This window comes from Xanthomonas hortorum pv. cynarae (assembly GCF_002939985.1).
GTDB classification, from domain to species: Bacteria; Pseudomonadota; Gammaproteobacteria; order Xanthomonadales; family Xanthomonadaceae; genus Xanthomonas; species Xanthomonas hortorum_D.
The window spans coordinates 136,027-148,173 of record NZ_MDFM01000004.1 but is presented as its reverse complement, the minus strand read 5'-3'; the positions used below and the strand labels follow the sequence as shown (position 1 = coordinate 148,173).

Here is a 12,147-nt window from a genome sequence, read left to right as displayed (position 1 = left end):
TCTCTTCAACTCCGCCCCTCCTGAATCCTCGGAGGCCTCCGGCCATGGCTGGATCAATTTTACGGGGCGCTGACAATTTTCTTCTACAACACTATTCTCCATGTCGAATAGCCAAAGCGCCCGCACTGGATAAATTTTAAGATGACCACCAGCATCATTCTTGTTCCGGACTTACTGAGAGATACGCGCGCCTTTCCGGAAGCTTTTTTCGATCTGATCAGAGAGCCTATTTTACAGGGCTCAGGAATCGAGATCGGCTTTGCGCTCGATAGCGACTACTGTCGTTATCAGAGCTTTGATCTGGATTATTTTCGCCGACTCGCATTTTCCGATTCTGGCTCTTGGTCTAAGCACTACTACCAGCTGCCGCAACGGGCTGAAGAATATTTGAAGCAACACTTACCACCATGCGACCTACTAATTTCACTTGAAATGCCGCCATGGCTGATGGATTTTTGCACTCAGGCGAGCATCCCTTTCCTCGATATCCGTGTCTCGCCGCTTCGCTTCGCGCGTGATCTGTACGTGGCGCTGCGTAGTTCGCAGCAGTTGATGACCAAGCGTGTGTCCACGCATACCGTTACCTCGGAGGAACTACGTCTCGAAGCCGCAACACTTGCAGCAAACGTGCGAATGCATCAGCGCCGCCTGCACGACGAGCGCAGCTATTCCTTTACTCCACTGGACGGCGGCATCGTCTTTGTCGGTCAGGCGCCATACGATGCATCATTGATCTCTGCTGACGGACATGTATTAAAGTGTGCGGACTTTTCTGATCAGTTGCGGACATTATGCGCAGGCAGGCGTCTTCTGTACAAAGCGCATCCTATGGCCGAAGATGCCGCGAGCGAGGAGATGGCAACGCTACAGCGAATCACCGGCCAATCCCCGATCCGCTGCCTGCACAATGCTTACCAGATTCTCGGTACGCGCGAGAATGTTGAGCTGGTAGGCATTTCATCGGGCCTACTGCAAGAAGCCAAATGGTTCGATAAAACCGCCCATATGCTTTATCAACCATTTGTCCCGCTTGCCCAGCAAGGTCACGACGATAGCCAAGCCTACGAGCAGATCCATTTCCAGACATTGCTTTCGCCAACATTCTGGAACCAGTTGTTATGCCCCGAACGTGCAGCACCACGCCTCCCCGCTTTGCCCGCATTGGCACATCATCATGCTCGCGAAACACTCGACCATTGGTGGGACTATTCCAAAGTCATGCTTTGGGAACGCAGCTTTCCGGCTGAGGCATTTATCCGCTCGGGGGGAGGACTGGTTCATCAGCGTCTTGAACAGATCGAAAGCACGATTGAGGGCGGTAGCGCATCCACGAACGGAGGAATAAAGCGCGGAACTTCAAAAGACGCTGCGCTTCACAAAGAACTTTCCATTTCGCTCTATACAAGGCTCGCTGCGACCTACACATCGATCGGGCATGCTTTAAGCGCAAATAGCGCTCCTGCCGAATATGCAAACAAGGTATTGGACGCGGCGTACTACCAACGTCTGCATGAAAACAATCCGCTGTTTCAACGCAACAACTGGCTTATGCCGTATACCAAATTTCTTGCCGAACGTCGGTTTGCGAACGTGCGAGAGGTTGGCTGCGGAAATGGTGCCTTCGTCGCCGAAATCGCGAAGTCCGTGCCTCGCGTTATCGGCCTGGATTGGGCCAGGTCGCCGGAATTTCCAGAAGGCGACAACATCGAGTTTTCCCAACAGGATCTAACCAGTTCTACATTGGAGCATGTCGACCTTAATTGTTCTGCCGATGTTCTTGAGCATATCCAGCCCCATGAGCTAGCCGAGTTGACAAGATCTTTGCACCGAACAGCTCGCTTTAATTTTCATGTCATCGCCTGCTACGACGATGGTCATAGCCATGTCTCGATCTTTCCGCCGGACGTCTGGCTGCATCTCTTCCTGCAACAGTCTCCCGACTATCGCATTTACGATATTTCGATTCGGCACGACAACGCCTCTCACATTGTCTGTGTGATCAGCAACCTATGAATCAGCTCAAGCTACATGTCGGGTGTGCTTCAAAACGACTGGACGGCTATATCAATATTGATTCCAGGCAGACTGAAGCTACCGACCACGTTTGTGATGCAGGAGCGATCAGGATCGCTGCTCCCGGTAGCGTTGCGGAGATCTATTCCCGGCACATGTTGGAGCATCTCGATCCGAATGATGCGCTTGCCACATTGACGCACTGGCACGCGCTACTTGCACCCGCGGGCATGCTGCATGTGATTGTCCCCGACATTACATTCCATGCGCGCCAACTTCTCGGCTTGGAGCGCAGCTCCCTGGCGGACCAGAACTTGCATGCATTCGCCGGGTTCTGGGGTTGGCGCGACGAGGCACGCGGAGGCAGTAGGGAAGATGCGCATCGTTGGGGCTACACCGAGCAATCTCTGATGTCCCTGCTCACCGATATCGGCTTCACCGATGTGCAAAGACTGACGGAAGGCCCGGACAGCGAGCCTTGGCACCTGAATTTGATTGCGCGGCGAGAAGCTGCCACTCCTCTAAAGCAGACCGACACTGCGGAAATCTGACTGCAGCGTTCGCTATTCGCTAGCTCGAAGCCTCTACGAGCAGAAACCGGGTCGACCGAGCGGACCCAAGCACGATGGCTCCCCTACAGTTTGACCGTAATACTCTCCCCCGCCACAGCCTTCATCACACAGATGCCTGACGCTCCACTACCTTCGAACGCCCTGGTCAGCATCGTCATGCCGACCTACAAGCCCCGGCACTTTGCGCAGGCCTTGGACAGCGTGCTGGCGCAGACCTACACGGCGCTAGAGCTGGTGATCTGCGACGACAACGCCGATGGCGCCATCGAGGCCGTGTTGGCGTCGAGGCTGGCTGACGTCCCCTTTCCGATCCGCTACCACCGCAATACAACCCGCCTTGGTGAACTCGCTAGCACCATCAAGGGCATCGGCCTGGCGCAGGGCGAGTATGTCAAGTTCCTGCACGACGACGATGTGCTGCAGCCGGACTGCATCGCACAGCTGGTCAGCGCATTGGAGCGCAATCCTGGCACCGCGCTGGCGTCCTCGTGCCGGCTGCGCATCGACGACGACGGTGCGCCGTTGCCCGACATCCTGGCCACCAGCTTCCCGTTCGACGAAGACGTGTTGATCGACGGGCCGGAGCTGGTGTCGTTCCTGGCCGACCACACCATCAACTTTATCGGCGAGCCGAGTTGCGTGCTTGCACGGCGCGCCGACCTGGTGGCGCTGGGTGGCGAGCTGATGATGTTGAACGGCAAGGCCATCCATTGGGTTGGCGATCTGGCGATCTACGTCAAGCTGCTGCGTCACGGCAACCTGGCTCTGCTGTCCAGCACGCTCACGCATTTTCGCGTGTCCAGCGCGCAGTTCAGTCAGGCCGGCCGCGATCAACCCGGCATCGGCGATCAGGGCCATGAAGACTTGCGCCAAGGCATCCGCCAACTCGGCTGGCGACGCGAAAACGGCGACAATCGCCAGGTGCGCGTGGCCCCGCTCAGCCCGCACAAGGCGCGGGTGTTCAAGTCGGTGGATCTGGTCAATGCGCTGATGCAAAGCGCCGGCATGGCCGAGCGCGTGTCGCCGTCCACCTGGTTGGGCGTGCGGCATCCGAGCGAGGTCCAACGCGCCTTGATCGATGCACGCTTGCAGGCGCATGCAGGCGGCCCGCAGATCGCAGTGATGTTGGTCGACAGCAATGGCGATGCGGCAGCGGTGGCCGCAACTCAGGCCAGTCTGGCGGCGGTGGCGTGTTATCGGAATCAGCAGACCTGGGTTTTCAGCAGCTCGCCGCAGCAGGTCGCCGAGCATGGGGAGTGCGGTGTGTTGGTCGGCCCCGACGGGTTGTTGTCCACACTCAATCGGACCATCGCCACGCAGGAGTCCATCGACTGGGTGTTGCTGGTCGAAGCCGGCAGCCTCTTCACTGCCAGCGGCCTGTTGATGCTGGCGCTGGAGATGCTCGCTCTGCCGGACGATTGCCAGGCTGTCTACGCCGACGAAGTGGTCGCGCTGGACGACGGTCAGCTGGGGCTGGCGATGCGGCCGGCGTTGTATCTGGACATGCTGTTGAGCGCGCCATCGACGATGTCGCGGCATTGGCTGTTCCGGCACCGCACGTTGCTGGCCGATGGCGGCTTTCCAACCGAAACGAGCGACGCATTCGAGCTCGATTACCAATTTGGGCTGGTCGAGCGCTACGGCCTGGCCTGCATCCAACACATCGCCGAACCCTTACTTGTGGCATCAGCCACCACCTCCCGGCACAGTGACGAGGACGAACAACGCGCCATCACCCGCCATCTCGCCGCGCGCGGCTATGTGGAAGCGGTGGTGAGCAGCAACGGTCCCGGCCGCCATGTTGTGGATTACCAGCATGCGCCGCAGCCCTTGGTCAGCATCCTGGTGCTGGTCGATGGACGCCTCGCGCAGGTACAGCGTTGCCTGGAAAGCGTGCTCGCCAATACCGCCTATCCGCATTACGAGTTGCTTCTGCTGGATCGCGGCGACAGCACCGAGCCGGAGCTGCGCGACTGGCTGACGGGCATCGACAACCTCGGCCTGCAGCAGATCCGCGTGCTGCACTTTGAGGGTGAACCCTCGCGCGAGGCGGCCTGCAATGCCGCAGCCGAGCAGGCACATGGGGACCTGCTGCTGTGGCTGGCAGCGGGCGCGGCAGCGATCAAGGCCGATTGGCTGGCGCAGTTGCTCAACCATGCGCTGCGGCCAGAGGTCGGCGCAGTAGCCGGCAAGTTGCTGCGCGGCGACGGTACCGTGCATCACGCCGGTCTACTGCTGGGCCTGGGTGCACCGGCAGCACGCGCATTCGAAGGCGCTGCGTTCGACGAATCCGGCTATCTACAGCGGCTGCAACTCGATCAGAACTACAGCGCACTCAGTGGCGAATGCCTGATGCTGCCGCGTCAGTTGTTTATCGACGCAGGCGGTTTTGCGCTGGAGCCGGCACTGGCGCAGTGGAGCGATGTCGATCTGTGCCTGCGCCTGCAGCAGGCCGGCTATCTCAATGTGTATGCCGCGCGCGCGCAGGTGTTGATCGACCCGCCCGAAGCAGCGCCCGCCACTGCCCTCGACGAAGAGGCGATGTACGCACGTTGGTTGCCGGCGATGGCCAACGACCCGGCCTACAACCCTGGCTTTTCGCTGGACCCCGGCGCCGGCTTCAAATTGGCCGACCCACGTGCCAGCTGGCGGCCGCTGCAATCGTGGCGACCACTGCCGACGGTCATCGCGCTACCTGCCGATATCGAAGGCTGCGGCCACTATCGGGTGATCCAGCCGCTGCGTGCTCTACGCGAGGGCGGCATGGTGGAAGGCGTGCTGTTCAACGGCTATCTGGAGATCAGCGAGCTGGCGCGTCAGGATCCCGACGTGGTGATCCTGCAACGCCAGGTGGGCGAAGCGCGGCTGGAGGCGATGCGCCGCATGAAGGCGTTATCGCGCGCGTTCAAGGTCTACGAGCTGGACGATTACCTGCCCAACCTGCCGCTGAAGAATGCCCACCGCGAGCACATGCCCAAGGACATTCTCAAGACCGTGCGGCGCGGGCTGGGCCTGGTGGATCGCTTTGTGGTCTCCACCCCGGCGCTGGCCGAGGCGTTTGCCGGGCTGCACAGCGATATCCGCGTGGCCGAAAACCGCCTGCCGCCGCACTGGTGGAACGCACTGCCGGAGCGTTCGCTCGAACGCGGACGTCGCCCACGCATCGGCTGGGCCGGCGGCGCCAGCCACACCGGCGACCTGGAACTGATCGCCGATGTAGTACGCGAGCTGGCTGACGAGGTCGACTGGGTGTTCATGGGCATGTACCCGTTCGCGCTACGCCAGCACATCCATCACTTCCAGCCTGGCGTGCCGATCGATCACTACCCGGCCGCGCTGGCCGCGCTGGATCTGGATCTGGCCCTGGCGCCGGTGGAGCAGAACCTGTTCAACGCGTGCAAGAGCAACCTGCGCCTGCTCGAATACGGTGCCTGCGGCTACCCGGTGATCGCCAGCGACGTGCGCTGCTACCAAGGCAACCTGCCGGTGACGCTGGTGAAGAACCGCTACCGCGACTGGATCGGCGCGATCCGCGAGCATCTGGCCGACCCGGCTGCTGCAGCGGCAAAGGGCGCGGCATTGCGTGAAGTCGTTCGCCGCGACTGGATGTTGACCGGCAGCAATCTCGATCGCTGGCGTGAGGCGTGGTTGCCGGATTAGCTGGTCAAGTGCGTGGGTGCATGCACTAGTGTTAAGACACGTTGTCATCGAAACCAAGCCCGCCGACTCAATCAGCTCACAGCCGCACAGATATCGAGTCGTAGCGTCGTTTAGCTACAGTCAAGTGAATAGATCAAAAGCCTGGTTGGTCGAGCGCGCGGTGCCATCGCCGCTTGCGGGACACGCCGTGAACCCGTCCCTGGGGGCTCGGTGGCGGCATCCATGCCGCCACACGGTCCCGCAAGCGGCGAGGACACCGCACCAGGAAGTTGATCGGTAGCCAAGTAAAAGGCGGGCCATCTCGCAGGTTGCATTGGCTTGCGAGTACGGGCCGCAACTACAGAGATCCAGCGCATCAGAAGCACGTCATGCATTGCTTACACCCTGCACACCGACCACCTCGGCTGGTCCTTGCCCGCCCACCGTCGCGGGACCTTACGCGGCATGGATGCCGCGTAAGAGCTTACAAGGACGTACTTGCAGCGTGTCCCGCGATGGTGGGCGGGCAAGGGCCCCGCAGCAAACCCGCAGATCGGCTGCTCTTCGCCAGACAGGCCCGCGTCTTGCTGGACAAACCGGCTGAACAGACGCGCGCCGTGTCGACAAGGCCCGGCTAAAGAAGCACCGGACTCTACACTTAGGTGCCCGCGTCGCCAGCGCAGAGAAATCGCTGCCGCAGACCGCCCCGCAGCCCAGCGACAGCACCCTCCCCGCCCCGGCGCCGGAATCCCGGCGCGGTTTCGGCACGCCGCTTGCATTGGTGTGGATGCCTCCCTGGCTGACCGCACCCATGAGCGATTCCGTTACCTCCATCCTCTCGCAGATCCGCAGCTACCAGACGCAGATGGGCCAAGGCCCGATGGGCGCGGTGGGCGATGCGGCGCGCGGCAATCAGATCCAGGGGCTGGCCGGCACGCAGGGCACCCCGGCCACCCAGGCACCGAGCTTCAGCGAGACCTTGCGCGGCGCCATCGGCGGCGTCAACGAGGCCCAGCAGAAGTCCGGCGCGCTGGCCAAAGCATTCGAAATGGGCGACCCCAGTGCCGATCTGGCACGGGTCATGGTCGCCTCCCAGCAGTCCCAGGTGGCCTTCCGCGCCACCGTGGAAGTCCGCAACCGTCTCGTCCAGGCTTATCAGGACGTCATGAACATGCCGCTGTAAGGGTTAACGACACATGGCACTCGCGATTTCCAAAGAAAACATCAACCAGAATGCCGAAAAGGCCGGGCAATGGTTCGACCGTGTCCGCAGCCTGCAGATCACCCGCAAGCTGACCATGATGGCGATGATCGCCCTGGCGGTGGGCGCCGGTCTGGCGGTGTTCTACTGGTCGCAGAAACCTGGCTATCAGTCGCTGTACACCGGCCTGGACGACAAGGGCAATGCCGAAGCGGCCGACCTGCTGCGTACCGCGCAGATCCCGTACAAGATCGACCAGAACACCGGCGCCATCTCGGTGCCGCAGGACCGTCTGTACGATGCCCGCCTGAAGCTGGCCGGCTCCGGCCTGACCGGTAAAGAGACCGGCGGCGGCTTCGAGCTGATGGAAAAAGACCCCGGCTTCGGCGTCAGCCAGTTCGTGGAAAACGCCCGCTACCAGCACGCCCTGGAAACCGAATTGTCGCGCACCATCGGCACCCTGCGCCCGGTGCGCGAGGCCCGCGTGCATCTGGCCATTCCCAAGCCCAGCGCCTTCACACGCCAGCGTGATGTGGCCAGCGCCTCGGTGGTGCTGGAGCTGCGCGGCGGCCAGGGCCTGGAACGCAATCAGGTCGACGCCATCGTCAACCTGGTCGCCTCCAGCATCCCGGACATGACCCCCGAGCGCGTGACCGTGGTCGACCAGAGCGGCCGCATGCTCTCCATCGCCGACCCCAACAGCGACGCCGCCCAGCACGCCGCCCAGTTCGAACAGGTGCGTCGCCAAGAGAGCTCCTACAACCAGCGCATCCGCGAATTGCTTGAGCCGATGACCGGCGCCGGCCGGGTCAACCCGGAAGTCAGCGTGGACATGGATTTCTCGGTGGTCGAAGAAGCCCGCGAGCTCTACAACGGCGAGCCGGCCAAGCTGCGCAGCGAGCAGATAAACGACACCAGCACCAGCGCCACCGGCCCGCAAGGTCCCCCGGGCGCCACCAGCAACAGCCCCGGCCAGCCGCCGGCCCCGGCCGCCAACGCCACTGCCGGCGCACCGGGCGCCCCGGCCGCTGCCAATGGCCAGGCCGCCGCGCCTGCCGCGCCGACCGAAAGTTCCAAGAGCGCCACCCGCAATTACGAATTGGACCGCACCTTGCAACACACCCGTCAGCCGGCCGGCCGCATCAAGCGGGTGTCGGTGGCGGTGCTGCTGGACAACGTGCCGCGCCCCGGTGCCAAGGGCAAGATCGTCGAACAGCCGCTGACTGCCGCCGAGCTCACCCGCATCGAGGGTCTGGTCAAGCAGGCCGTGGGGTTCGACGCGGCACGTGGCGACACGGTGTCGGTGATGAATGCCCCGTTCGTGCGTGAAGCGGTGGCCGGCGAAGAGGGCCCCAAGTGGTGGGAAGACCCGCGCGTGCAGAACGGTCTGCGCCTGCTGGTCGGTGCGGTGGTGGTGCTGGCGCTGCTGTTCGGTGTGGTGCGCCCCACCCTGCGTCAGCTCACCGGCGTGACCGTGGTCAAGGACAAGCAAGGCAAGGGCGGCAAGGATGGCACTCCGCAGAGCGCGGATGTACGGATGGTCGATGACGACGACCTGATGCCGCGCCTGGAAGAAGACACCGCCCAGCTCGGTCAGGACAAGAAAGTCCCGATCGCCCTGCCGGACGCCTACGAAGAACGCATGCGGGTCGCACGCGAAGCCGTCAAAGCCGATTCAAAACGTGTCGCACAAGTCGTAAAGGGATGGGTCGCCAGTGAAGCCTGAAACACCGCCGATGACCGGAGTACAGCGCGCCGCCGTGCTGTTGCTGTCGCTTGGGGAAAGCGACGCCGCCGAAGTGCTCAAGCATATGGACCCCAAGGAGGTGCAGAAGATCGGCATCGCCATGGCCACCATGACCGGCATCTCGCGCGACCAGGTCGAGCGGGTGATGGACGACTTCAACGGCGAACTGGCCGGCAAGACCTCGCTGGGCGTGGGGGCCGACGACTACATCCGCAACGTGCTGATCCAGGCACTCGGCGCCGACAAGGCCGGTGGCCTGATCGACCGCATCCTGCTCGGCCGCAATACCACCGGTCTGGACACCCTGAAGTGGATGGACCCGCGCGCGGTCGCCGACCTGGTGCGCAACGAGCACCCGCAGATCATCGCCATCGTCATGGCGCATCTGGACAGCGACCAGGCCGCTGAAGCGCTGAAGCTGCTGCCCGAGCGCACCCGCGCCGACGTGCTGCTGCGCATCGCAACCCTGGACGGCATTCCGCCGAATGCGCTGAGCGAGCTCAACGACATCATGGAGCGCCAGTTTTCCGGCAACCAGAACCTCAAGTCGTCCAACGTGGGCGGCATCAAGGTCGCTGCCAATATCCTCAACTTCCTGGACACCGGCCCCGAGCAGGGCGTGCTGGGCGAGATCGGCAAGATCGACGCCGACCTGGCCAGCAAGATCCAGGACCTGATGTTCGTGTTCGACAATCTGGTGGACCTGGACGACCGCGGCCTGCAGACGCTGCTGCGCGAAGTCTCCGGCGAGCGCCTGGGCCTGGCCCTGCGCGGCGCCGACACCAAGGTGCGCGAGAAGATCACCCGCAACATGTCCCAGCGCGCCGCCGAAATCCTGCTCGAAGACATGGAAGCGCGTGGCCCGGTACGCCTGGCCGACGTGGAAGCGGCGCAGAAGGAAATCCTCACCATCGTCCGCCGTCTGGCTGACGAAGGTGCCATCAGCCTGGGCGGCGCCGGTGCGGAGGCGATGGTATGAACGACATCGTCACCCGCTGGCTGGCCCCCGACCTGCACATGGCCCCGGCGCTGCCGGAAACCGACTTCGACGAACCGGCGATCTATGAGCCGGTGCTGCGTCCGCCGACCCTGGAAGAGATCCAGGCCATCGAAGACGCCGCCCGTCAGGAAGGTCTGGAGCGTGGGCATGCCGAAGGCTTCGCCCAGGGCCAGTCCGAGGTGCGCCGGTTGACTGCGCAGATCGACGGCATCCTGGACAACTTCACCCGCCCGCTGGCGCGGCTGGAGAACGAAGTGGTCGGCGCGCTCGGCGAGCTGGCCGTGCGCATCGCCGGTTCCCTGGTCGGGCGTGCCTACCAGGTCGAACCGCAGCTGCTGGCCGATCTGGTGCACGAAGCCATCGACGCGGTCGGCAGTGCCGGTCGCGAAGTCGAGGTGCGCCTGCACCCGGACGACATCACCGCGCTGCTGCCGCATCTGGCACCCAGCAGCACCACCCGCGTGGCCCCGGACCTGAGCCTGAGCCGCGGCGACCTGCGCGTGCACGCCGAAAGCGTGCGCGTGGATGGAACACTGGATGCGCGCCTGCGGGCCGCGCTGGAGACCGTCATGCGCAAATCCGGAGCGGGCCTGTGAGCGACGTGTTGGCAGCCACCCCAGCCCCGGCCGATTGGCTGGACGCGCGCAACCTGCGCCTGGCCACGCGCCTGAGCGGGCTGGGACTGGAGCCCACTGCCGGCCGCACCCTGATCCGCGAAGGCATCCTGCGCCGCGCGGTCGGCCTGACCCTGGAAGCCACCGGTTGCGAAGCGCCGATGGGCGCCACCTGCAAGGTCGAAGTCGACGGCGGCTGGGTCGATGCCGAAGTGGTCGGCTTTGCCGGCGAACGCACCTATCTGATGCCCAGCGCAGAACTGCATGGCCTGCTGCCGAATGCCCGCGTGGTCCCCTCGCGCCGCCGCGGCGGCGTGGAAGTGGGCGAAGGCCTGCTCGGCCGCGTCATCGACAGCGACGGCACCCCGCTCGACGGCAAGGGCCCGATCCGCGGCGAAGGCAGCGTCAGCATGGCCGGCGTGTCGATCAACCCGCTGGCGCGCGAGCCCATCACTACCTCATTGGACGTCGGCGTGCGGGCGATCAACGCGCTGCTGCCGATCGGCCGCGGCCAGCGTGTGGGCCTGTTCGCCGGCTCCGGCGTCGGTAAATCGACACTGCTCGGCATGATGACCCGCTTCACCTCGGCCGACGTGATCGTGGTCGGGCTGATCGGCGAACGTGGCCGCGAAGTGCGCGATTTCGTCGAAACCACCCTGGGCGAAGAAGGCCTGCGCCGCGCTGTGGTGGTGGCCGCCCCGGCCGACCGCCCGCCGTTGGCGCGTCTGCATGGCGCCTACCGCGCTACTGCCATCGCCGAATGGTTCCGCGACCAGGGCTTGAACGTGCTGCTGCTGATGGATTCGCTGACCCGTTTCGCCCAGGCGCAGCGCGAGATCGGACTGTCGGTGGGCGAGCCGCCGACCACCCGTGGCTACCCGCCGTCGGTGTTCGCCAAATTACCGGCGCTGGTGGAACGTGCCGGCAACGGCGCCAAGGGCCGCGGTTCGATCACCGCCTTCTACACCGTGCTGACCGAAGGCGACGACCCGCAGGACCCGATCGCCGATGCCGCGCGTGCGATTCTGGACGGCCACATCCTGCTCTCGCGTCGGGTTGCCGACAGCGGCCTGTACCCGGCCATCGATGTGGAATCCTCAGTCAGCCGTGTGGTGCAGGACATCGCCGACGACACCTGGCGCCTGCGCATCCGCAAGCTCAAGCGGCTGCTCTCGGCGTATTCGTCCAACCGCGATCTGATCGCCATCGGCGCCTACCAGCGCGGCAGCGACCCGGCCACCGACGAAGCCTTGGCGCGTTGGCCGGACATCGTCGAATTCCTCGGACAGGACGTCCACAAGGCCGCCCACCTGCCCGACAGCCTGTCCGCGTTGCAGCGGCTGGTCGAACCCGAGAACTAA

Annotated in this window: 8 protein-coding genes; all 8 read left to right on the top strand. The window is 63.7% G+C overall.

What is annotated here, in order from left to right; genetic code table 11:
- The first annotated feature begins 141 nt into the window (after window positions 1–141).
- The gene (locus XcyCFBP4188_RS04265) at window positions 142–2,013 is read left to right on the top strand and encodes a class I SAM-dependent methyltransferase (protein WP_104591688.1); all 1,872 of its coding nucleotides are present in this window, start codon (window positions 142–144) and stop codon (window positions 2,011–2,013) included.
- The gene (locus XcyCFBP4188_RS04260; RefSeq protein WP_104591687.1) at window positions 2,010–2,564 is read left to right on the top strand and encodes a class I SAM-dependent methyltransferase; all 555 of its coding nucleotides are present in this window, start codon (window positions 2,010–2,012) and stop codon (window positions 2,562–2,564) included. The genes XcyCFBP4188_RS04265 and XcyCFBP4188_RS04260 overlap by 4 nt, the downstream gene beginning before the upstream one ends.
- Window positions 2,565–2,741: 177 nt before the next feature.
- Entirely contained in the window at window positions 2,742–6,245 is a 3,504-nt protein-coding gene (locus tag XcyCFBP4188_RS04255; protein ID WP_104591686.1) for a glycosyltransferase, read from the top strand.
- A 790-nt stretch (window positions 6,246–7,035) separates the two neighbouring features.
- Entirely contained in the window at window positions 7,036–7,407 is a 372-nt protein-coding gene (gene fliE / locus XcyCFBP4188_RS04250; RefSeq protein ID WP_006449786.1) for a flagellar hook-basal body complex protein FliE, read from the top strand.
- A 13-nt stretch (window positions 7,408–7,420) separates the two neighbouring features.
- A complete protein-coding gene (fliF, locus tag XcyCFBP4188_RS04245) occupies window positions 7,421–9,151 on the top strand; it encodes a flagellar basal-body MS-ring/collar protein FliF (protein ID WP_006449785.1) in 1,731 nt (576 codons plus the stop codon).
- A gap of 10 nt (window positions 9,152–9,161) precedes the next feature.
- The gene (fliG, locus tag XcyCFBP4188_RS04240; RefSeq protein WP_006449784.1) at window positions 9,162–10,151 is read left to right on the top strand and encodes a flagellar motor switch protein FliG; all 990 of its coding nucleotides are present in this window, start codon (window positions 9,162–9,164) and stop codon (window positions 10,149–10,151) included.
- Window positions 10,148–10,768, top strand: a complete 621-nt coding sequence (locus tag XcyCFBP4188_RS04235; protein ID WP_006449783.1) for a FliH/SctL family protein — start codon at window positions 10,148–10,150, stop codon at window positions 10,766–10,768. The genes fliG and XcyCFBP4188_RS04235 overlap by 4 nt, the downstream gene beginning before the upstream one ends.
- Window positions 10,765–12,147: a flagellar protein export ATPase FliI gene (gene fliI, locus XcyCFBP4188_RS04230; protein WP_006449782.1), complete on the top strand. Its 1,383-nt coding sequence runs from the start codon at window positions 10,765–10,767 to the stop codon at window positions 12,145–12,147. Before XcyCFBP4188_RS04235 ends, fliI begins: the two co-directional genes overlap by 4 nt.